A 21,654-nucleotide genomic window follows, 5' to 3' on the forward strand; every position below is an offset into this window, starting at 1 on the left:
ACAGGTTAGCAGCCCAAACGCCATTCACAAAGAATATTTTCTCCAATCGTAGCGCGCCCACTAAGGCCGCAATCTCTACAAACAGGTCACAAAACGAACTATCGCACTAAATTAGAGCGACTTATGCGTGCCTCAAGTCAGGCATTTCCTATGCCTCCTTAGGTGATTTTCGCTTCATCCGCTCTCTGGTGCTTTGAATAATCTTAAAGAAAACAGGGCTCAGAACACCCGCGGCCACCGCCGCCGCGATACTTCCGCCAAAAACAACAACACCAAGCGAAACGCGGCTTGCGGCACCTGCGCCAGACGCAATCACAAGCGGGAATACCCCCGCCGCAAATGCGAGCACGGTCATCATCACCGGTCTAAAGCGCAGCTTTGCTGCAAGCATCGCCGCTTCATGCACTTCCAACCCTTCGGTTTCACGCTGTTGCTTGGCGAACTCCACAATCAGAATTGCGGTCTTGGCGGTCATCGCGATCATCATCAATATCCCGATCTGACCATACAAACTAAGCGGCAAACCCGCGATCATCAGCGAACCCAGCGACCCCAGTACGGCAATTGGAACTGTAAGCAAAACCGCAACAGGCGTCAGGAATGACTCGTACAGTGCCGCAAGGAACAGGAATGTCAGAACCAGCGACGCCGCGAGCGCGATCGGAACCGCATTGCCAGACTTACGCTCTTCAAAGCTTGAGTCTGTCCATTCGTATTTGAAACCTTCGGGCATTGCCTCTGCGGCGGCGCGTTCCATCGCATTCATCGCATCGCCGGAACTATATCCGCCAGATGCGTTTGCGATACCAGTCACGGTTGCCGAGTTGAAGGTATTATAGCGATAGGAAACATCCGGCCCACGAGACGCTTCTGTTTGCACCATTGCACTGAGCGGCACCAATTCACCGCTTGTACTGGTTACATAGAGCTGATTTAGGGCGCGTTCATCCTGACGGAAGGGCGCGTCTGCCTGAAGCATGACCTTGTAAGTTTGCCCAAGCATGTTGAAATCATTGACATATAGGCCGCCCAACTGGGTTTGAAGCGTCAAGAATATGTCTGATATCCGAACGCCCAGCGTTTTGGCCCGAATACGATCAATATCAAGTCGTATCTGTGGCGCACCAGATTTGAACGTCGAGAAGGCCGTCAAGATTTCAGGGGTTTCATTCCCAGCGGCGATTGTCGTCGCAAGGGCATTCGCCAGCACTTCGGGTCCGCGCCCCTGTGTGTCTTCCAAAACAAAGGAGAAACCAGAAACTGCGCCCAAGCCGGGAATAGCTGGCGCACCAAAGACCAGAACTTGAGCCTCCGGCATCTTGCTGAACATGCCCTGATATTTAGCCTGAAGAGCGGCCTGCGAGACCTCGGCTTCGCTGCGTTCACTCCACGGCTTGAGCTTGGCAATAACCATGCCTGCATTCGACTGGAGTGCCGTATTTAGGATGGAGTACCCGTTTACCGAAAGAACGTTTTCAATGGCTTCGTCCTCGCCCATTATCGTGGTGATCTGGTCCATCACGACTTCGGTGCGATTGAGCGAAGCGGCCTGCGGCAATTGCACATCGACAATAAAGAATCCCTTATCCTCATCGGGAATAAAACTTTGCGGGATCACCGAGTATGACAGCGTGAGGAGGCCAAGCAGACCGACCACGAATACTGTCGCAATCACAAGGTGTTTGCAAAGGAACCCGACGATTACTAAATAGAACTTCGTGACCCAATCGAAACCGTAGTTAAAGCCGCGTATAACGAAATTTGGCTTGTGCGAACGCTTCATCAGCACGGCCGAAAGTGCCGGGCTCAGGGTCAGCGCGTTCACCATAGAGATCAGCACGGCGACTGTAAGCGTTAGTCCGAATTGCCCCATCATTCGGCCAGTAATTCCTGGCAAGAGCATCGCAGGGCCAAACACCGCGACCAGAACCAATGACATTGCGATAATTGGGCCTGTCACTTCGTCCATGGCCTTGCCGGTTGCTTCAGGGGCGGACATTTCGGGGTTTTCGTGCATGATGCGCTCGACGTTCTCGACAACGATAATTGCGTTATCGACGGCTACGCCAATCGCCAGAATGAGGGCAAAAAGCGACACAGTATTGAGCGTCATACCCATCGCATACAAGACAGCCAGCGTGCCAATAATTGAAACGGGCACCGCAATTGTCGGGATCATCGTGGCACTCACAGTTCCAAGGAACAAATAGGTTACGACAACAACCAACAGAAGAGTAATGATCAGCGTGATAATCGTTTCGTTCAGGGACTCGCCGATAAATTCGGTGGTGTCATGGCCGATGACATACTCAAGATCATCTGGGAAATAGGCGCTGAGCTCATCCATTTTTGCGCGTACTTGCTCTGCAACCTCAAGTGAATTTGCTTCTGAGAGCTTGTAAATCGCAATCAGAACACCCGGCCCATTATTGAATTCGCCATAGCCCTTATATACCTCGGCCCCTAACTCAATGCGCGCAACATCAGATAGGCGCACGATTGAGCCATCCTGATCCGCGCGCAGGATAATCTCTCCGAATTCCTCTGTGTTTTCGACACGCCCTTTTGTTGTCAGAACATACTGAAATTGCGTCTCTTCAGGGCTTGGCGCTGCCCCCAATTGTCCAACCGCAGCCTGAACGTTCTGTTCTTTAACCGCGGCAATAACCTGATCTACGCCCAGCCCGTAATTGGCGAGCTTAACGGGATCTAGCCAAGCCCTTAAGCCATAATCCAGCGCGCCAATAATACTCGCCTCACTCACACCGCCCAGCCTTGCAAGCTCTCCAGTGACGTTGATTGACGCATAGTTAGATAAGAAAACCCGATCGAATGACTCGTTCGGTGAAACAAGGTTCACGACCATCAACATATCGGGATTACGTTTGCGCACACTGATACCGCGCTGGCGGACTTCTGGCGGCAATGACGGTTCTGCGAGGGACACGCGGTTTTGAACATCCACTTGCGCCAAATTCGCATCGGTTCCGACTGCGAAAGTCACCGTAAGCGTATAGCTACCATCGCTCGCGGATTTCGAGGACATATATTCCATCCCCTCAGCGCCGTTGACCTCATCCTCAATCTGGGCAGCGACGGTAGCCTGTATCGTCTCGGCACTTGCCCCGGGATAAACCGCACGCACAACAACTTTGGGCGCGGTAATGTCGGGGTATTGATCCACCGGCATAACCAACCCCGCCACGATACCGAAAATCGTGATCAGAATAGAAATTACAAAAGCAAATTTAGGACGCTCAATAAAAAATCTGGGACCCATGAATGTCTCCTGACGCGTGGCCGCGTTAGCCGTCAAAATTTTCCGTAGTTACGGTTCTTCCTACGCGTATTTTCTGTAGACCTTCGACTACGACAACGTCATTTTCATTAAGCCCTTCAGGGACTGACCAATTGGCCCCGTCGCGAATTCCCACCTCAATATTCTGGCGTTTGACCACCCCATCGCTCACGACGTAAACAAAATGCCCCTGCTGATCCAAGCTAACTGCCCGCTGTGGGACGGTAAGTGTTTCAATCGCTTCGATAACGGCGCCGTTAATCGTGACGTTCTCGCCGGGGAGTAGATACCCGTCGGGATTTGGGAAAACGATGCGCGCGGCAATTGTGCCGCTACTTGCAACGGCCGTGTTATCCCAATCTTCGAAAACACCCGTATGCGGGTATTCGGTACCGCCCGGCAAAATCAACGTGAGTTCGAGCGTTGGAATGCTCTGACTTTGTTCCTCAAGTTTCAAACGTCTGATCAGAAAATCGAAATAATTTGCCTGATCTACCCGACCAACGGCATAGATCGGATCCAGTGATTCAATCTCAAGGACGCTTCCCGGTTGTGTCGGGTCTCCAGGCTGAAACAGATCACCCTCGCCGTAATTCGGCTTACTTGCGCGCCCATCAAAGGGGGCAACAACTTCAGTATCCGCGAGCGCTTTTTCCGCTTTCTGAAGCAGCGCCTCGTTTACTTGGACTTCCGCAGAGGCGACATCCCGCGTTGCCGTCGCAATATCCAAATCGCGCTGTGAAACGCTCCCACGCCCCACCAACTGGCGCGCGCGTTCGAAGTCCCCGATTGCCTGAACCTCGCTGGCCTTTGCCTTGAGCAGGTTTGCCTTCGCTTGCGCAACAGCAATCTCATAGTCGGTCTTGTCCAACTCAATGAGCAGATCACCCTTTTTCACAAGCTGTCCGGGCCTCACGTGGATTTTGAGTATTTGCGCCGCAATTATCGGACGCACTGAGGCCGTCTGAAATGATTCAATACGCGCCGGATGACTGAATGAAGGGCGGATGCTCTCTTTCTTCACTTCCACAACCTTAACCGGAATCGCATCGGCGTCTTGTGCCAAAACGAGATCAGCCGCGCTAACACCAAAGATGAATGCCGCCAAGGTAAATAGACTTGTAGTATAGTGTCGTAGGCGCATTGATTACTCCTAGAACGCTTGAATTTTTTAACGCAATAATCTGACGCTAACCTAATTGAGAATTAAAAAGCAACATATTAGACGGCTTAAGAGATGGTTTTGAACCGCCTAATCACGGCACAGCTACCCGATCACGTTACACCAATCGATTGGATTTTGCTTCTCGCATCCCCTCTCTCGCGCTGGCGACTTTGATATTTCATATCAAAGAACCAACGATCAACTGACTGCCTCCCTTGAGCAATACGACGCTTTTACAGCACATTTTTTACACACAATGTTTTCAACCCTAAATGTTCGCATTATGTTCCATGCATGCGAGTCGAATTTCACACAGTTTTCCCTCTACGCTATGCGCGCGTCCATGAGGTTTATGGGGCTGGGGCCGCGAGCTTTGCAGTTATTGCAGCTGCAGGCAGATGTTTGTGGATCCGCGAAAACTGGTTGTCTGATACGCTAATGCCGCAGGGGATGTTGCCAGTTTTTGACCCTGCGCAACTCCTGCTGGCTCGCCCTAAGGATCAGACAGACAGCCTCGCAGTCGCAGAGGAGGCGCTCAAGGACGGCGCTTTGCCATTTATTGTCATCGAGATAGCCCGCCCCCTAAACTTGCGAGAAGGGCGACGGCTGCAACTGGCAGCTAAGGCGGGCAAGACGACCGGCCTCTGCCTCATTCACGAAGGTATGGGATCGAACGCCGCCGAAACAAGATGGAAGGCCACGCCAAGCTTTGACAATAAAACTGAGGACTCGACTCTGATGCGTTGGGAAATTATTAAGAACAAATCAGGAACACTTGGTGGTTGGAATGTTCGATGGGATCAGGAAAGACGTCGTGTGCATGTGGTTTCCACGATTGGCCAGTGATCGGGTTCTGCGCGCACGTTCTATTGACGGTCCCTTCGCAATTATACTCAAATCGAATAACACCGATCGGATTTATTGCCTCAATCAAACCGCAGAACGACTTGGCCTGACGCGCGGCATGAGCCTTGCGGATGCCCGCGCCTTTTGTCCCGATCTTATTAGCCAACCCGCACGTCCCGATCTGGATGCACGTTTTCTTGCGACATTACGGCGGTGGGCAACGCGATACTGCCCTTGGGTCGGCCACGATGGCCTAGATGGTTTGGTGCTAGATGTCACCGGATCAACACATCTTTGGGGTAGTGAAGCATTGATGCTGGCAGACATCAGGGACCGTACAGCGAGAGCCGGATTGACGCTCCGATTGGGGAGCGCTCACACTCGCGGGGCGGCTTGGGCTTTCGCACATTTTGGCACGGGAACGGCGACATTAACCGATCTACCTGTTGCGGCATTACGGCTTAATGAGGCCACCGTAACGGCACTGCAGCGCCTAGGGCTGCGCAGCATTGGTGATCTTTCTGAGGCCCCCCGCGCGCCGCTAGCCCGACGCTTTGGCGCCAAGTTGCTTCTTCATCTCGATCAAGCCATGGGGCACGTACCCGAACCGATCACGCCCGAAGGTGAACCGCCCAGTTTCGCGACGCGCATGAGCCTGCCAGAACCAATTGGTCTAACCGATGATGTAATGAGGGTCACGGCACGGCTTCTGACCCCACTCTGCGATAAACTCAAAACACATGGAATGGGAGCGCGGCGCCTCACTCTGACTCTGCGCCGCGTTGACCAAGGAAGCCCGCAAGTCGAGTTACGTCTTGCCGCCCCGATGCGCGATCCGCAACGGATTTTACCACTATTCACCCACGGAGTAGGAGAAGTGGACGCTGGGTTTGGAATTGATCAAATCCGACTGGAGGCAATTGATGTCGAACCCCTCCCCGTACAACAGATCGGCAATACGCAAAGTTCTCCCGACCGACTTAATGACCTGATCACACGTATAGGTACACGCATCGGCATAGAGAATATTCAGCGATTTCTACCCGCTGACAGCCATATCCCGGAACGCAGCTTTTTAATTGCCCCTGCAGCCTTTAGCCAAGCCGACAGCGCTTGGACCAGAGTACGCCCACGCCCCCTGCGCATTTTTCCTCCCGAGCCGATTGCCGGAAGGGGCACACAACCTCCTGCTCGGTTTATTTGGCGCCGCATGTCATTCGCCACAGGACGTTCCATCGGGCCCGAACGCATTGCGCCTGAATGGTGGCTACCGGATGACGCGTGGCGTTCTGGCGTGCGCGATTATTGGCGGATAGAAACCCGCGAGGGGCGCAGGCTCTGGCTCTATCATACGCCGCAAAATCCTGGCTGGTTTGTCCAAGGAGAATTCGCATGAGCTATGCCGAGTTGTGTGTCACTTCGAATTTCACCTTTCTCACTGGTGCATCGCACCCCGAAGAACTCGTGCTGCGCGCCGCCGAACTCGGGCTTGAGGCGATCGCCATCACCGATTGCAACACGCTTGCGGGGGTGGTGCGCGCCTATTCGGCATTAAAAACCTTGCGCGATGAAGCCGCAGAAAAACTCCGCATACGCTCTTCGCATCAAGTGGACTCTTGCTCACGAAAAGAGGTTGGCCGGCCCAAAGATCTTCCCACACCCGAGATGCACAAACTGCCAAAACTGATCGTCGGCACACGACTATCCCTGCGGGACTGCCCCGTAGATTGGCTTGCCTTACCCACAGACCGTGATGCCTATCATCGACTATCGAGACTCTTAACTCTTGGTAAACAGCGGGCAGAAAAGGCCGAATGCTATCTCGACCTCGCGGATTTGGAGGCGGGTTGCCAAGGCATGATCCTTATTGCATTGCCACCCCGTCGTTTGGATCAAGCACAACCAGCACTTCGACGGCTGCATCGACGCTTCCCAGGGCAGATATATCTAGGTGCGGTTCCACCTTATGACGGCTCCGATCAGAAGTGGTTCAATGCTTGTGCTACGCTAGCTCTACGCTGTTCGACACCCATGGTGGCAGTGGGAGATGTCCTTATGCATCACGGGCGGCGGCGCAAGCTGTTGGATGTACTGACATGTATGCGCGAAGGTTGCACGATTGACCAGATTGGCACAAAAGCCCAGCCAAATGCCGAACGCCGTCTCAAAAGCGGACCGGACATGGCTCGGCTTTTCCGGCAGCACCCTGCCGCACTCAAACGCACCTTAGAGATCGCCGACCGCTGTAGTTTTGACCTCTCGGAATTAAGCTATGAATACCCCGATGAAATGTCCAACGGCGAAACACCACAAGCCAGACTAACTCGACTAGCACATGAAGGCATCAAGCATCGCTACCCTCACGGAGTGACCCAGCGCGTACATGACCTTATGAAAAAGGAGCTTAGCCTTGTTTCGGAACTCGGTTATGCGTCCTACTTCCTCACGGTTCACGACATCGTACAGGAGGCACGCTCTCGGGGTATCCTCTGTCAGGGGCGAGGCTCAGCGGCCAATTCGATACTCTGCTATCTTCTGGGCATTACCGACGTATCGCCCGATATGATTGGCATGGTCTTCGAACGCTTCATCTCGCGGCACCGTGGCGAGCCACCCGACATTGACGTAGATTTCGAGCATGAGCGCCGCGAAGAGGTTATCCAGTGGATCTATGCAAAATACGGACGACACCGTGCGGGGCTTTGCGCCACAGTTATCCATTTCCGCACCCGTGCAGCCATCCGAGAGGTCGGCAAGGTTATGGGACTCTCCCAAGACCTCACTGCGCGACTGTCGGGGGACATCTGGGGAGTAAGCAACTCCGGCGCCGATATGGAGCGAGCACAGAAGCTTGGGCTAAACCTCAACGATCAGAGGTTAGCGCAGACTATAGAACTCATTGGTGAAATCATCGGTTTCCCGCGCCACCTGTCCCAACATGTCGGCGGGTTCATCATCACGCGCGGGCGCCTCGACGCATTGTGCCCCATCGAAAACGCGGCGATGGAGGGGCGCACTGTCATTGAATGGGATAAGGATGACATCGATGCCCTCGGCATTCTCAAAGTGGACATCCTTAGCCTCGGGATGCTCACCTGCCTACGCAAGAGCTTTGCACTCTTAGTTGAACATCAGAAAATGCAACTGTCTCTCGCCACCGTGCCACAAGAAGACAAAGCAACCTACGACATGCTCCAGCGCGCTGATGCAGTCGGGGTGTTTCAGGTTGAAAGCCGCGCGCAGATGAATTTCCTACCCCGGATGAAACCTGCGACCTTTTATGATCTGGTAATCGAAGTCGCCATCGTGCGCCCTGGCCCCATTCAAGGCGGCATGGTCAAACCTTATATCCGACGACGGCAAGGCTTTGAGGCTCCAGAACCCTTTGGACCAGCATTGGCGAAAGTGACGGAAAGAACACTCGGCGTACCTTTATTTCAAGAGCAAGCCATGCAAATCGCCGTGGTTGGCGCGGGCTATTCAGCCGAAGAAGCCGACAAGCTCAGACGTTCGCTCGCGTCCTTCCGACGCATGGGCACGATTGGCGAACATCGTGATCGCTTTGTGCGCGGAATGAGAAATAACGGCTATTCCGAAGAAGTGGCAAACGCCTGCTTTGGCCAGATCGAAGGCTTTGCCGATTATGGCTTTCCCGAAAGCCACGCTGCGGCCTTCGCGATGCTGACCTATGTTTCTTCTTGGTTGAAATGCCACCACCCTGCTGTCTTTGCTTGTGCTTTGCTCAACTCCCAGCCGATGGGATTTTACGCACCCGCCCAGATCGTGCGAGACGCGCGCGAACATAACGTCGAGGTGAGGCCCGTTTGCGTCAACAATTCCGATTGGGACAATCTTTTGGAGCGCCGCGCAGATGGCACACTCGCGCTCAGGCTCGGGTTTCGCCAGATCAAAGGCTTTCGCGAAGAAGATGCGAAATGGATCACCGCCGCACGCGGAAATGGCTATCAGGATCCAGAAAGCGTCTGGCTTCGTTCGGGGGCCACCCCAGCTGTTCTTGAACGGTTAGCCGAGGCAGACGCCTTCACGGGTATGGGGCTGACGCGCCGTGACGCACTTTGGCAGGTCCGTGCAATCCGCGCCGCAAGGCCTCTACCGCTCTTTTCTGATCCTATAGATGGTGAAGGCATTCGAGAGGCGAAGGTAAATTTGCCGAGTATGCATCTAGGGGAAGAAGTCGTAGAAGATTACGTCGCTTTGCGTCTCACGCTACGCGCCCACCCGATGGAGCTTTTGCGCCCAACGCTCCCCGACATCACCCCGCATGACTGCCTTACCACCGCTCCATTAAAACGCACTTCAGTCTGCGGTCTCGTGATTACGAGGCAACGTCCAGGTACGGCGTCAGGCGTGATCTTTCTGACGCTAGAAGACGAAACCGGAGTATCAAACATCGTGATCTGGCCTAATGTTTATAAACGCTTCAGGCGTGCTGTCATGGGCGGTCGCCTGCTCCACGTCACAGGACGTCTGGAGCGCGAAGGTATTGTTGTGCATCTGATCGCCGACCACATCGAAGATCTGTCGTATAAGCTGTCGGAACTGGGACACCCAATGGACGACGCAATCGGCATCACCCAGCCGCAAGCAGACGACGCCCCGCGCCCGCCGCGCTATTCATCCCGTGCACGCCACCCGAGAGAGCAAGCAAAACGGCTATTTCCGAGTAGAGATTTTCATTGAATCCGAGAATGCGTTAGAATTCCGCCGAAAATAAACAGACGCATTTTCGCCGAGTAAACATCAATCGATCCTTTGTCTAGATAATCTCATCCTCATCGAACAACGGGTCATCCGCGAGTTGGTCGTTGAAGTCCTCAATTGCGCCTTCTGCAATTGCCATCGATTTGATCCGCCCCAGATGGTAGATCGCGTCGCCTTCGTTCACGATTGGCATTACTGCGCGACCGACGACTATTCCGTCGAATGGCGCAACGAGTTCGGTCTCCTTTTCGCCGAAGGGGTCTGCGACTGCGCCCATAACTTCGCCCTTCGCGACCACATCACCGTCAGCGCGGTAGGTGCGCAGCAGGCCCCCTGCGGGCGCTCTGAGCCACTTGCTTGAGGTGCAATACTGCGGAGCTGTTTTAGGCTTGGCTATGTCCTTTTCTTCAACCAACCCAACGTGATTCAGAACACGCAGAACGCCCGTAACACCGGCGCGAACGGAAACTTCGTCAAAGCGCAGCCCCTCTCCTGCCTCGTAGAGAAGCACGTCTTTGCCAATTTCGCACGCCGCGTATCTCAATGAACCCTCTCTAAGTGGTGATTTGAGAATAACGGGAGGGCCGAAAACTTCTGCGAGTTCTGCAATATAGAGGTTATCTGGAGCAATACGAATTTGCGGCAGGTTCGTGCGGTGAATTGCGGCCGAGTGCAAATCAATTCCCAAATCCGACCGCGCGACAATTTCCGTCAAGAATAAGTGCGCCAACCGCGACGCCAACGAGCCCTCTACGCTCCCTGGGAACGAACGGTTTAGATCGCGACGATCCGGCAAATACCGCGAGTGGTTCATAAACCCGAATGCGTTGACGATTGGGATCACAATAAGCGTCCCTTTCAGAGTATCCAGATTAGGCGCGCGCAACAAACGCCGCACGATTTCAACGCCGATGACTTCGTCGCCATGTATGCCCGCGCTCACGAAAACTGTCGGTCCAGCCGACTTGCCGTGAACGACATGAACGGACATCGAAACAGGAGTGTGATCAGAGAGGACGCTTACAGGGAGGTCAACCGTCCGGCGAGTTCCGGCGGGGATGCGCACCCCACCGATCACGAAATCTTCGCGTTTCGTCACTAGCCTTTGCCCTTTGTTTTCGTTGCACCAGGTTTGGCAGATTTCTCGATATATTCGATGATCTTGCCAGCGACATCCAATCCAGTCGCCTTCTCGACCCCCTCAAGACCGGGTGAAGAGTTAACTTCCATCACTACGGGCCCATGATTAGCACGCAGCATATCCACACCACAAACGTTCAGGCCCATTGACTTGGCGGCGCGAACGGCAGTCGAGCGCTCCTCTGGTGACAGCTTGATCAATTGCGCAGAGCCGCCTCGGTGCAAGTTTGAACGGAAGTCGCCCTCCGCCCCTGTACGCTTCATGGCTGCGATTACTTTGCCTCCAACAACGATTGCACGAATATCGGTGCCGCCTGCTTCTTTGATAAACTCCTGTAGCAGAATGTTGACACCCGCGCCGCGGAATGCCTCGACAACCGAGGTCGCGGAACGCTTGGTGTCGGCCAAGACCACGCCAATTCCCTGCGTTCCCTCGAGCAGTTTGATCACCACAGGGGCACCGCCAGCCAGCTCAAGAACTTCCGCAGTTTGTTTGGGATCGTGCGCAAACGTAGTTACGGGGAGACCGATGCCATCGCGCGCCAAAAGCTGCATTGAGCGCAACTTATCTCGGCTTCGGCCGATGGCGACGCTTTCATTGAGCGGGTAGACTCCCATCATCTCGAACTGTCGCAGAACGGCCAAGCCATAGAAGGTAACAGAAGCACCGATCCGCGGGATCACCGCATCATATCCCTCAAGCTTCTCGCCATTATAGTATATCTCGGGACGGCGCGACGCGATGTTCATATAGCAACGCAACGTGTTGATAACGTTCAACTCATGCCCGCGCGCTTCGGCCGCTTCTTTTAGGCGCCGATGGGAATAGAGCTCTGGATTGCGGGCCATCATGGCAATTTTCATAGTGGAAATCCTTTTCAACTAGGACGCTACGGGTCTGGCGCGTCGGTCAGTTTTGCACGGCGAGTGTGCACAGCGATATTGTGGTTCTTGAGCGCCGAGCGACCGACGATCATTGGGAAACGCATTTTACTGCGGTCAGTGAGGGAAACAGAAATCGGCCATGAGCGATCCGTCAGGTGAAGTGTTGTGCGAATGACGATCCGCTCTTTTGGAACGCCGCTTGTGTTCTTTATTTCGCGGCGGTCATAAACCGGAACCTCAATTTGATGAAGGGGCGCATTTTTCCCGTGTTGGGTTTGAAACCTCACCCAATCTTCACCGTTTTTATCAAAGGTCTCAATATGCGTGGCATGAAGCGCGGATGTACGCGCGCCCGTATCAATCTTGGCCTTAACTGCTTTGATATCCAAATCAGGCAGGTTCAGGTACTCAATCCATCCAATCACCAACAATGGTGATTTAAGCTTTTGAGATTTAGACTTCTTATTCATTTCACACCAACCATGGCATCATTAGGGACGCAAGACTTAGAACAAAGAAGAACCCGGCCATATCCGTCACCGTAGTCAAGAGAGGGCCACTCGCGGCGGCGGGGTCCTGTCCGAGTCTTTTAAGCAATAGTGGCACGACACCACCGATAGAAACAGCCAGCATAGTATTGAGCGCCAATGCCAGCCCGATGACCAATCCAAGCGCAGGGCTACCCTTCCAAACCCACGCAACAATTCCGATCAATATTCCCAAAGCAACGCCGTTGATGAGGCCAACACTCACTTCTTTCATCCAAACCTTCATCGCATCTACGGGGCGCACGAGTCCAAGACTCATTTCGCGCATCGTCACACCGACTGCTTGGTTGCCCGAACATCCCGACATATCGGAGACCATCGGCAGGAATATCGCGATTGCAATAACGGCCATGAGCGTTTCTTCGTATGCAGAAATCACCGATGCGGCGATAATATTCAGAACGATATTCGCAGACAGCCACGCCAATCTGCGGCGCGAGCGCAACCAAACAGGCATGGAGCGCAACTCGTCGCCCACAACACCTTGAAGTTTCAGGTTCTCGCTCTCGGCACGCTCCAAGAGCGCGGCGGCGACAGAGGCCCGCGAGACAACACCAACGAGGTCGCCGCCCTCTTCGACCACAGGAACGCCGAGGAAGGGATATTTATCAAAAATATCTTCAAGATCGGACAGAGACGTGTGCACACCAACGGTCAGTGGCTCGACCATGATGCTGGTTAAGAGCGCGCCGCGCTTGGTCGAAAGCAAGCCCCGCAACGAAACCACCCCGATCGGTTTGCCGTCCTCGTCCAGAATATAGGGATGTTGCCCACGATACCGATCAACATCGTTATCGTCCGCCGCCATCTCGCGAAGAACTGCCCCCACGGTTTGCTTGTCAGAGAATGTAAACACTTCCGACATCATCAGTCCACCGGCGGTGTCTTCATCATATTCCACCAGTCGCCGCACATCAGCCGCATCCTCGACGTCCATTTGTGCCAAGATCGCTTCGGCTTCTTTGTCCTCCATGTCGCCGATCAGGTCGGCCTGCACATCAGAGTCCATTTCGTCCATGATCTCGACAGCCCGAAGAGCTGGCAGTGCCTCCATCAGTTCCGCGCCCAACTCGTGTGGTGCTTCGCTAATCAAGCTCGCCGCCAGTTCCGCCGAAACCAACGTAAGGATAACTTCCCGCTCTGCCGCGCTAAATTGCAACAGTTCACGAAGCGCATCAGACAGCGAGAGCGGCTCCAATAGCGCGTTCAGACGCTCATGGTCGCGCGCATCCGTTGCCTCTTGCAATGCATCGGCAAAGTCGAACTCTGGTTCACGGCTGGTGTTATAATCTGTCATACGGCACCTCTCTGTCGCCACCCGTACACAGGTGATAATTTTTTGTCTATAGACAAATTAAATTTGCCTATATATGCATCACAACCATGGATACATCTAGTACAACGGCTCAATGCCTCGCACGACTGTACGGCGAAAAATTCGGAGGGAAACCCTCAGGGCGCTATCGCATTGCCGGCAAGCAACTTCGTGAATTGATGGGGCGCAAGCGGCTTTACCCCGATGATATCCAAACCCTATCCCGCGAACTTCTTGAACTAGGTTTTGTGCTCATCGATATGGATAGCTTTTACGTCATCCTCAGCGCAAATTCGTTCGTGAACTATAGACGCGTTAATGCCGAACATCTCTCAGCGATGAAATGATATCGGGCCAAAAACCCGAAGGAAGTGAACATCTAGCGCGATGTCTCACTCCCTACGTGCATTCGGATCGCCCCTAACTGACGCTCGCTGACACCAACTCGTCGATAAACTTCGAAAACAACTCGCCTTGTGACCTGATTTGAAGCTTGGCGTACACGTTGCGGCGGTGGATTCGAACGGTTCCTGGCGAAATCTCGAGGATACGGCCTACGGCATCGGCAGAGTGGCCCTTAAGCGTGAACTCCACCACCTGACGCTCTCTGGGAGTTAGAACGCCATCGCCGAAATTGGTAAAGGCCAGCTCGACGCTATGATGAATGGTGGCATTGGACTCGGCTTGATCTTTGGCCCCAAACCTCGCCTCTAGATCGCTCCAGTGCCGCTGACAGACCGCGCGCACCACGGGCCAAAAGTCATCGAGTTGCCTGAATTCTTTTGCGGAAAAGGCCTTCTCGGCCCGCATCAACGAGACAACAACGGTGCCATCGCCCGGCATCTCGCTAAAATACCCGATTTCCTCGGCCAAACCAGTGCGCGCATAATAGCTACGGAAGTATTCACCCTGAAAAAAACGGTCGGGCGCCAGATCCTTGATTCGGTACAAGCCGGGTTTCACCTTGTTTGCGCAAGCGAGGTAAAATGGATCAAGCAAGTAAGGACCTTCTTGATAATCCTCGACAAATACCTTGCGCTTCCCTTTGGGAAAATCGTCAAATAGGTCCATAGGCTGGGCCGCTCCGAGATAGCCAAAGATCACGGTGTAATCAAAAGGCGCAATTCCTTGGAGGGTGTCCGACAGGACCGACGCGAAATCCTCCGTCCCTATGGAATCAATCAGCGCACCCGTCGCTTCGTTCAATCGTTGCAACTCACCCCCCTATCCTGATTGATATACTAAAATTGTGGTATATACAATGAAATCAGATTTTTCTACAGTTTTGCTAATACCGATAGTATTCAACAAAATAGAAAAAGATAGGGATAAATGGAAAACGAGGGATATGCTGAGAAAACTCTTCCGTCGGGCAGGAAGGTTATCGCAGAACTGCGCAACGTCTCGAAACGCTTTGGCGCAGTATTAGCCGCCACAAATCTAAACCTATCAGTTGGTGAAGGTGAATTCCTATCATTCCTTGGACCATCTGGATGCGGGAAAACCACAGCACTTAGGATGCTAGCAGGGTTCGAATCCCCCTCCGACGGCGACGTATTGCTCGATGGCGAAGTCGTAAATGACTTGGATGCACACCGCCGCCCCGTAAATATGGTTTTTCAGCAATACGCCCTTTTCCCACACATGACCGTCGCACAGAATATCGGCTATGGGCTACGCCAGCGACGCCCGAGGTTACCCAAATCGCTGATTGCCGAAAAAGTCAGCAAAACGCTGGAAGTCGTTCGACTGGGCGGTTTTGAAGACCGTAAAATTTGGGAGATGTCAGGCGGGCAACAACAGCGTGTGGCCTTGGCGCGGGCGATCATCAATGAACCCAAGCTGTTGCTATTGGACGAACCGATGGCGGCGCTGGATAGCAAGCTGCGCAAGGAAATGCAGATCGAACTCCAAGACCTGCAACGCAAGCTGGGCATTACATTTGTATTGGTGACCCACGATCAGGAAGAAGCCCTGTCGATGAGCGACCGCATTTGTATCATGCGTGATGGCCGGATCGTTCAAATTGGCAGCCCACAGGAGCTATATGATCGGCCGAACTCTCGGTATGTCGCCAACTTTGTTGGAACCTCAAACTTTTTTGACGGCACCGTAACTGGGCCAGCTGGTGAGCTAACGACCGTGCGCTTGACCAATGGCATGAGCGTTCAGGCTACACCTGGCGGAGACCTCGCAGACGGGCACGAGGTGTGCATCTGTGTGCGCCCCGAGCAGATGAAGATGCATCATCAGGGTGATGGGGTACCCGTAGAAGTACGCAACCGAATTTTCCTTGGAGAACACACCGAGTACCTCGTGAACCACGAAACACTTGGTGATTTTCTCGTGCTGTCTCCAAGACAGTCAGAGCTGGCCGAAGGCCCCTTTGCTGTTGGAGATAATGCAACGGTGTCTTGGGACGCCAACTCAGCTCTTATACTCGATCGAAACTAAAAAACTAAAACCACAGGGAGTAAAAGCAATGAAAAAACATATCGACCACATCTCTAAGAAAGAATTCATGGAGAAGCTGGAAAGTTATAGAAAAGGCTCGATCACTCGGCGTCATTTTCTAAACGTGACCGGTCTCGGCGCAGCTTCGGCAGTTTTGGGAGCAGCCGTACCAGGCCTACGTCCAAGCCCAGCCCATGCCAGCGACATTGGGGACCGCGTTGTTCTAGCGACATGGCCCAACTATCACGATCCGGCTAACTTTGACGCCTTCACAGAAGCAACAGGCGCCCATGTTCAGGTCAACGTCTTTGGCTCAAACGAAGAAATGTTGGCCAAGTTGCAGGCGGGCGCCACAGGTTGGGATGTCTATGTGCCGACCAACTACACTATCGAAGATTATGTCAAAGAAGACCTGATCGAACCGCTGGATACATCAAAACTGCCTAATTACGACACATCGGCCTTTGATGCGCGTTACGCAGAAGCAGGTTCAATCGACGGAACGCTTTACGCTGTGCCCAAGAACTGGGGCTCAACGGGTATGGCCGTGAACACCACACATAACGACGGCAAACCAATTACGTCTTGGAAAGAGTTCTTTGACATCACGATGGGCAAGTTCTCGGGCCGTACAATGGTTCACGATTACCAGCTTACAACAATCGGTAGCGCGCTGAACTCTTTCGGGTATTCGTTCAATTCGGTTGATGAAGCTGAGCTTGCTGATGCTGAAAAACTGCTGATCGAAGTGAAGCCGCACTTGTTCGCGATCACCTCAGACTACCAACCTGCGATGCGCAACGGTGATGCGTGGCTGACAATCTGCTGGTCCGGAGATGGCAAACAGCTAAATACCGACATGCCCGAAATCCACTATGTCTTGGGTCGTGAGGGCGGCGAAATCTGGAGCGATTACTACGCAATCCCGAAAAGCTCCGAGAGAAAAGCCGCGGCTTATGCGTTGATCAACTTCCTGCTCAATCCGGAAGTGAACGCAAAAGAGGTTCTGGCACACGGGTATCCAACTGCAGATTCAAGAACGTTTGAACTGCTGCCGGATTCACTGAAGAACGATCCGATCCTCTTCCCTGCACAAGAGCTGCTTGATCCACTTGAGTTCGGCGCTGCTGTAACTCTGACTGACCCGAACCGTGCCGAATTGATGGCCCGTTTCAAGTCTGCTTGATCAAGATCGGAGTGGAAACAACATGACGCAACGCACACGCAATTGGTTGTTACTGGCACCAGCGGGAACATGGTTCCTGATGATGCTAATCATACCGCTGACGGTTGTTTTCATTTTTAGCTTCGGAGAGCGAGCACCGTCTGGTGGCGTTGTGCTCGCTTTCACCTTTGAGCAATATGCAAACCTTCCCGCGCGCTTCACCGCATTCAAGAACACCATAACACTGGCACCGATCGGAACTCTGGCAGCGTTGCTTATTGCCTATCCGCTGGCCTATTTTCTGGCCGTCAAAGCAAAACCCAAGTGGAAAACTATCTTGCTGGTTTTGGTTATCGTACCCTTCTGGACCTCCATCCTAATCCGTAGCTACGCTTGGATTTTTCTTCTGGGCGGACGGGGACTTCCTGCGCTTCTGGAATTTATTGGGATCGAAGGCGTACGTCTGATTAACACGCCCTTTGCCGTGCTGGTCGGCATTATCTATGGCTACCTACCTCTCATGGTTTTCCCGATCTATGTCAGCCTCGACAAGCTGGACAAACGCCTGCTTGAGGCCTCTTCGGACCTTGGCGCAAAACCGTGGCGCACGTTTTTGCAGGTCACGCTTCCCCTTTCAATTCCGGGCATCGCAACCGGATGTATGCTCGTCTTCATCTTGTTGATGGGTGAGTTCTTGATCCCTGCCCTACTTGGCGGCGGCAAGGTCTTCTTTGTTGGCAACGCGCTTGTTGACCTATTCCTACAATCCCGCAATTGGGCCTATGGCTCGGCAGTTGCTGTCACTCTGGTGGTTGTCATGCTGATCACAGTCACAATCTACATGCGGCTCATCAATCGTCTTGGCGCAAGCCGCGAAGACGTATCAATAATGTGAGGTGAACTGATGAGAATTTATGCACTATGCGTTTACCTTTTCCTCTACATCCCGATTGGAGTGATCGCGCTCTTCAGCTTTAATGCCGGACGCCACGCGACGCAACTTCAGGGGTTCTCCACCAAATGGTATGGCAAAGCATTGTCCAACCCATTTGTAATGGACGCACTTGAAACAAGCCTGATCGTTGCTTTCACCTCTGCGCTGTGCGCCAGCATTTTTGGCACCATGGCGGCGGTGGCACTACAAGGCATTAAGGGCCCAATTCGCGTTGCGTTCGACTTGCTTATCTACATTGCGGTGATGATCCCAGGCATCGTCATCGGGATTTCGACGCTGATCGGGCTGGTAACGGTCTTTGATCAGCTCAACCCCCTAATTGCCGCCATCTGGCCCGAAGGTTTCCAGCCACCCAAACTCCGTATGGGTATGGGATCGTTGATCGCGGCGCACACGATGTTCCTGATGGCATTGGTGATAATCATCGTGCGATCGCGTTTGGCTGGTATGGATCGCGCTCTAACCGAAGCTTCGTCGGATTTGTACGCGACTCCGATGGCGACGTTTCGGCAGGTGACATTGCCTGTGATCTTCCCAGCTATTCTGGCGGGATTTCTACTGAGCTTCACATTCAGTTTTGACGACTTCATCATCGCATTCTTTGTTGCCGGCTCTGAGACAACCCTTCCGATCTATGTATTCTCGTCGATCCGCCGCGGTGTCACCCCTGAAATTAACGCGATTGGCACAATGGTTATGGGCGTATCCCTGCTGATGTTGATCACCGCTCAATTATTACTTCAACGTGGAGGCAAGAAATCCCGATGACGCTCGCTCAAACTCAAGTGGCCCCGCTCGTTTTCCCTACATTAAAAGACAAAGTTGTTTTGGTCACAGGCGCGGGATCGGGTATTGGACGTGCCGGTGCGATGGCGATGGCGCGCCATGGTGCGCAAGTGGTTGTGACTGATCTTGATCCCGCCAAAGCCGCAAAGGTTGTTGATGATCTAGGTGATGAGGGCGTTAGCGCAGCCTCGGCAGGACTCGATGTAACCGACGATCAAGCAGTCGCCGACGAGATCGACAAGATCGTCAAAACCTACGGTCGCATTGATGTACTTCATTCTCATGCGGGCTATCAGATCGAGGGCAATTTGGAACAGGTTCCTGTCGAGGGCATGGATATGTCATGGCGGCTGAACGTGCGCTCTCACTTTATCGCTGCAAGGGCAACTGTTGGACACATGCGCGCTCAGGGCGGTGGCAGCATTATCATCACGTCGTCAAACTCTGGCGTTCAATATGACCGCGAAATGATTGCATATGCGACAACCAAACATGCCGTGATTGCGATGACACGCCAGATGGCGGCGGACTATGCCAAAGACAATATTCGGTTTAACGCCTTGTGCCCGGGGTTTATCGACACGCCGTTTAACGCGGGGTTCGAAACACAAATGGGTGGGCGTGATCAACTGGAAAACTATGTGGCGCGCACCATCCCGATGGGACGCTGGGGCACAACCGATGAGATGGCAGATTCGATCCTATTTCTGGCCTCCGATATGTCGACATTCATGACTGGCCACGCGTTGGTCATTGATGGCGGAGAATGCATCTAATTGCCATTGTCGGATTGAATTTAGCGGGGAGTATCAACCGCTCTAGTCTTCCAAGGAACCGGTTGAAACGGATCGTGATACTTTCCCCGCGAGGTCCACAGATATCAAGGCATAGAGCGCAAGCCTAAAGCGCGGATCGCGCGCTGCGTGTCGTTTCAATACATTCACGTCCCACTCCAACACGCTACTTTCTCGCGACAAAATCGCCGTGCCCGAAGCTGCGTTGCCCGTCAAATAGGCCACTTCCCCAACGAAATTGTTTTGCGGAACAGAAAAACTACCGTTCGGCTTTTCGATATGGGCCTCCCCCTCAAGGATGTAATAAAGCGTGCTGACATTCGTGCCAGCAGCGGTCAGTTTGTAACCGTCCGGCCTTGCGACGCGGCTCGTCGCGCGCATCAGCTTCCTGAAATCTCCGGGTGGAAGGCTGTTAAATAGAGGGTAAATATCCCGAAATTCCTTGGGGATTGCCCAAGCAGAGCGCCTATAGAACAGCCCCATGAGCCCAACAATATTCGCAGTCCCCGTCGCGACACTTGCCCAGATCGCGGGCCATAGCGGAGTGCTATCGACGATCGCATAGTACCAAATATAAAGGGCAGTTCCGATGAGGAGCATCATCCGCAAAACCACCTGATTGATGATCAGATAACCGAGGACAAATATTCCAGCCGCTGCAAAAACCAGATAGTCTGTTAAGATCAAATCTTCCACGATGCATCCGTCCCTGATAATTTTTCATAACGTCATTAACCAGATGAAAGGCATTACTCAGTGCAAACTCATAAAAGCCCACGGAATGCACTACATGAATACGAAATTAAAGTATAATCAGCGCTTTTTCCTTTATCTTCAACCCCTTTAGCACGCATACTTCGGGAGTGAAGAAAGCCGAGGACTGGGCTCGCCAAGCTGTGCAGAAAGGGAATTATGGATCAATTGGCACAAATGAACTGGATTGAAGCAGTCGGCTGGTTGGCGTCGATTATGACCGTAGCGTGCTACTCTGCCCGCACGATGTTGCCGCTGCGCATATTGGCCATTTCGTCATCTGTTTGCTTCGCACTTTATTCTTTTGTGCTTCAGCTTTGGCCACTTTTCTACATGGAAATGATCCTGCTACCGATCAACGTTTATCGGTTCTGGCAGGTACTTTCCTTGCGGGTGAAGGTGGACCACAAGACCGATAAGTCCTCCTTCGATTTCTCTATTATCAAGGCATATGGCAAGAAGCTGAACTTCGCCGAAGGCTCCACCGTATTCAAAAAGGGTGATGGCACTGACTATCTTTACTTCATTGAAAAGGGGCGCATCTCTATTGATGAATTAGGCGTGGAAATGGTGGCTGGCGATATATTCGGAGAGATCGCATTTTTTACGGATGCCGCCACACGCACCGCAACCGCAAGCTGCATCGAACAAGCCGAGGTTTACGCTCTAACTGAAAAGCAACTCATGCGATTGCAGTTCGAAGACCCCAGCTTTGGTATGGCTGTCATGCGGACCATTACACGCCGCTTACTTGATCCCGCCCGAAAATTGCCCGTTAGATCAGAGTATTCCAACCAAGGTGTCTCCTAGCTTCATAAATACCTCTGA

Annotated in this window: 18 protein-coding genes; 10 read left to right on the top strand and 8 right to left on the bottom strand. The window is 53.1% G+C overall.

The annotated features are described in order from the left end of the window. Positions 1-148: 148 nt before the first annotated feature. Positions 149-3,280 (bottom strand): efflux RND transporter permease subunit, encoded by a 3,132-nt coding sequence (locus ACFE33_RS12385; protein ID WP_380053904.1) that lies wholly within the window; start codon positions 3,278-3,280, stop codon positions 149-151. Positions 3,281-3,305: 25 nt separating this feature from the next. Then, a complete protein-coding gene (locus ACFE33_RS12390) occupies positions 3,306-4,442 on the bottom strand; it encodes an efflux RND transporter periplasmic adaptor subunit (protein ID WP_380053906.1) in 1,137 nt (378 codons plus the stop codon). A 444-nt stretch (positions 4,443-4,886) separates the two neighbouring features. On the opposite strand from ACFE33_RS12390, the gene ACFE33_RS12395 reads away from it, so the two are divergent. The 3 genes from ACFE33_RS12395 to ACFE33_RS12405 are packed head-to-tail and all read left to right on the top strand — an operon-like array spanning position 4,887 to position 10,010. After that, positions 4,887-5,309 carry a hypothetical protein gene (locus ACFE33_RS12395; protein ID WP_380053907.1) on the top strand — a complete coding sequence of 141 codons (423 nt, stop codon included), beginning with the start codon at positions 4,887-4,889 and terminating at the stop codon, positions 5,307-5,309. After that, positions 5,251-6,705 carry a Y-family DNA polymerase gene (locus ACFE33_RS12400; protein ID WP_380053909.1) on the top strand — a complete coding sequence of 485 codons (1,455 nt, stop codon included), beginning with the start codon at positions 5,251-5,253 and terminating at the stop codon, positions 6,703-6,705. The genes ACFE33_RS12395 and ACFE33_RS12400 overlap by 59 nt, the downstream gene beginning before the upstream one ends. Further along, complete coding sequence (locus tag ACFE33_RS12405; protein ID WP_380053911.1) at positions 6,702-10,010, top strand: error-prone DNA polymerase; 3,309 nt, start codon at positions 6,702-6,704, stop codon at positions 10,008-10,010. Before ACFE33_RS12400 ends, ACFE33_RS12405 begins: the two co-directional genes overlap by 4 nt. Before the next feature lie 76 nt (positions 10,011-10,086). Here the strand turns inward: ACFE33_RS12405 and ACFE33_RS12410 are convergent, their stop codons facing one another. Genes ACFE33_RS12410 through ACFE33_RS12425 form a run of 4 tightly spaced genes read right to left on the bottom strand, consistent with a single transcriptional unit; the run spans position 10,087 to position 13,901 of the window. Then, positions 10,087-11,130, bottom strand: a complete 1,044-nt coding sequence (locus ACFE33_RS12410) for a succinylglutamate desuccinylase/aspartoacylase family protein (protein WP_380053913.1) — start codon at positions 11,128-11,130, stop codon at positions 10,087-10,089. Further along, a complete protein-coding gene (gene rimK / locus ACFE33_RS12415) occupies positions 11,130-12,035 on the bottom strand; it encodes a 30S ribosomal protein S6--L-glutamate ligase (protein ID WP_380053916.1) in 906 nt (301 codons plus the stop codon). The genes ACFE33_RS12410 and rimK overlap by 1 nt, the downstream gene beginning before the upstream one ends. Before the next feature lie 26 nt (positions 12,036-12,061). Beyond that, a complete protein-coding gene (locus ACFE33_RS12420; protein WP_380053918.1) occupies positions 12,062-12,526 on the bottom strand; it encodes an ATP-dependent zinc protease in 465 nt (154 codons plus the stop codon). A 1-nt stretch (position 12,527) separates the two neighbouring features. After that, positions 12,528-13,901 carry a magnesium transporter gene (locus ACFE33_RS12425; protein ID WP_380053921.1) on the bottom strand — a complete coding sequence of 458 codons (1,374 nt, stop codon included), beginning with the start codon at positions 13,899-13,901 and terminating at the stop codon, positions 12,528-12,530. A gap of 86 nt (positions 13,902-13,987) precedes the next feature. Between ACFE33_RS12425 and ACFE33_RS12430 the strand changes: the two genes are divergently transcribed. Then, on the top strand, positions 13,988-14,266 hold the full coding sequence (locus ACFE33_RS12430; protein ID WP_380053923.1) for a hypothetical protein: 279 nt from the start codon (positions 13,988-13,990) through the stop codon (positions 14,264-14,266). 73 nt (positions 14,267-14,339) lie between these two features. Here ACFE33_RS12430 and ACFE33_RS12435 read toward each other — a convergent pair whose 3' ends face one another. Further along, the gene (locus ACFE33_RS12435; RefSeq protein ID WP_380053924.1) at positions 14,340-15,134 is read right to left on the bottom strand and encodes a helix-turn-helix transcriptional regulator; all 795 of its coding nucleotides are present in this window, start codon (positions 15,132-15,134) and stop codon (positions 14,340-14,342) included. Positions 15,135-15,251: 117 nt separating this feature from the next. Between ACFE33_RS12435 and ACFE33_RS12440 the strand changes: the two genes are divergently transcribed. Genes ACFE33_RS12440 through ACFE33_RS12460 form a run of 5 tightly spaced genes read left to right on the top strand, consistent with a single transcriptional unit; the run spans position 15,252 to position 20,055 of the window. Then, positions 15,252-16,373, top strand: coding sequence for an ABC transporter ATP-binding protein (locus tag ACFE33_RS12440; RefSeq protein ID WP_380053926.1), 1,122 nt, complete (start codon positions 15,252-15,254; stop codon positions 16,371-16,373). A 28-nt stretch (positions 16,374-16,401) separates the two neighbouring features. Continuing rightward, the gene (locus ACFE33_RS12445) at positions 16,402-17,559 is read left to right on the top strand and encodes a PotD/PotF family extracellular solute-binding protein (RefSeq protein ID WP_380053928.1); all 1,158 of its coding nucleotides are present in this window, start codon (positions 16,402-16,404) and stop codon (positions 17,557-17,559) included. Between the two features lie 22 nt (positions 17,560-17,581). After that, positions 17,582-18,433 carry an ABC transporter permease gene (locus ACFE33_RS12450; protein WP_380053930.1) on the top strand — a complete coding sequence of 284 codons (852 nt, stop codon included), beginning with the start codon at positions 17,582-17,584 and terminating at the stop codon, positions 18,431-18,433. 9 nt (positions 18,434-18,442) lie between these two features. After that, positions 18,443-19,261: an ABC transporter permease gene (locus tag ACFE33_RS12455; RefSeq protein WP_380053932.1), complete on the top strand. Its 819-nt coding sequence runs from the start codon at positions 18,443-18,445 to the stop codon at positions 19,259-19,261. Further along, complete coding sequence (locus ACFE33_RS12460; protein WP_380053935.1) at positions 19,258-20,055, top strand: SDR family NAD(P)-dependent oxidoreductase; 798 nt, start codon at positions 19,258-19,260, stop codon at positions 20,053-20,055. Before ACFE33_RS12455 ends, ACFE33_RS12460 begins: the two co-directional genes overlap by 4 nt. A 42-nt stretch (positions 20,056-20,097) precedes the next feature. Here ACFE33_RS12460 and ACFE33_RS12465 read toward each other — a convergent pair whose 3' ends face one another. Then, positions 20,098-20,769: a cyclic nucleotide-binding domain-containing protein gene (locus ACFE33_RS12465; protein WP_380053937.1), complete on the bottom strand. Its 672-nt coding sequence runs from the start codon at positions 20,767-20,769 to the stop codon at positions 20,098-20,100. Positions 20,770-20,985: 216 nt separating this feature from the next. Here ACFE33_RS12465 and ACFE33_RS12470 point away from each other — a divergent pair, with 216 nt between their 5' ends. After that, positions 20,986-21,636 (top strand): Crp/Fnr family transcriptional regulator, encoded by a 651-nt coding sequence (locus ACFE33_RS12470; RefSeq protein ID WP_380053940.1) that lies wholly within the window; start codon positions 20,986-20,988, stop codon positions 21,634-21,636. Positions 21,637-21,654: the final 18 nt, after the last annotated feature.

The sequence above is a fragment of the Falsihalocynthiibacter sp. SS001 genome (assembly GCF_042445055.1).
GTDB lineage: Bacteria > Pseudomonadota > Alphaproteobacteria > Rhodobacterales > Rhodobacteraceae > Falsihalocynthiibacter.

What these genes read in the sequence shown, in the direction of transcription:
- ACFE33_RS12385 (WP_380053904.1), bottom strand. Translation starts at nt 3,280, where the DNA reads ATGGGTCCCAGATTTTTTATTGAGCGTCCTAAATTTGCTTTTGTAATT.
- ACFE33_RS12390 (WP_380053906.1), bottom strand. Translation starts at nt 4,442, where the DNA reads ATGCGCCTACGACACTATACTACAAGTCTATTTACCTTGGCGGCATTC.
- ACFE33_RS12400 (WP_380053909.1), top strand. Translation starts at nt 5,251, where the DNA reads ATGTTCGATGGGATCAGGAAAGACGTCGTGTGCATGTGGTTTCCACGA.
- ACFE33_RS12405 (WP_380053911.1), top strand. Translation starts at nt 6,702, where the DNA reads ATGAGCTATGCCGAGTTGTGTGTCACTTCGAATTTCACCTTTCTCACT.
- rimK (WP_380053916.1), bottom strand. Translation starts at nt 12,035, where the DNA reads ATGAAAATTGCCATGATGGCCCGCAATCCAGAGCTCTATTCCCATCGG.
- ACFE33_RS12420 (WP_380053918.1), bottom strand. Translation starts at nt 12,526, where the DNA reads ATGAATAAGAAGTCTAAATCTCAAAAGCTTAAATCACCATTGTTGGTG.
- ACFE33_RS12425 (WP_380053921.1), bottom strand. Translation starts at nt 13,901, where the DNA reads ATGACAGATTATAACACCAGCCGTGAACCAGAGTTCGACTTTGCCGAT.
- ACFE33_RS12430 (WP_380053923.1), top strand. Translation starts at nt 13,988, where the DNA reads ATGGATACATCTAGTACAACGGCTCAATGCCTCGCACGACTGTACGGC.
- ACFE33_RS12440 (WP_380053926.1), top strand. Translation starts at nt 15,252, where the DNA reads ATGGAAAACGAGGGATATGCTGAGAAAACTCTTCCGTCGGGCAGGAAG.
- ACFE33_RS12445 (WP_380053928.1), top strand. Translation starts at nt 16,402, where the DNA reads ATGAAAAAACATATCGACCACATCTCTAAGAAAGAATTCATGGAGAAG.
- ACFE33_RS12450 (WP_380053930.1), top strand. Translation starts at nt 17,582, where the DNA reads ATGACGCAACGCACACGCAATTGGTTGTTACTGGCACCAGCGGGAACA.
- ACFE33_RS12455 (WP_380053932.1), top strand. Translation starts at nt 18,443, where the DNA reads ATGAGAATTTATGCACTATGCGTTTACCTTTTCCTCTACATCCCGATT.
- ACFE33_RS12460 (WP_380053935.1), top strand. Translation starts at nt 19,258, where the DNA reads ATGACGCTCGCTCAAACTCAAGTGGCCCCGCTCGTTTTCCCTACATTA.
- ACFE33_RS12470 (WP_380053940.1), top strand. Translation starts at nt 20,986, where the DNA reads ATGGATCAATTGGCACAAATGAACTGGATTGAAGCAGTCGGCTGGTTG.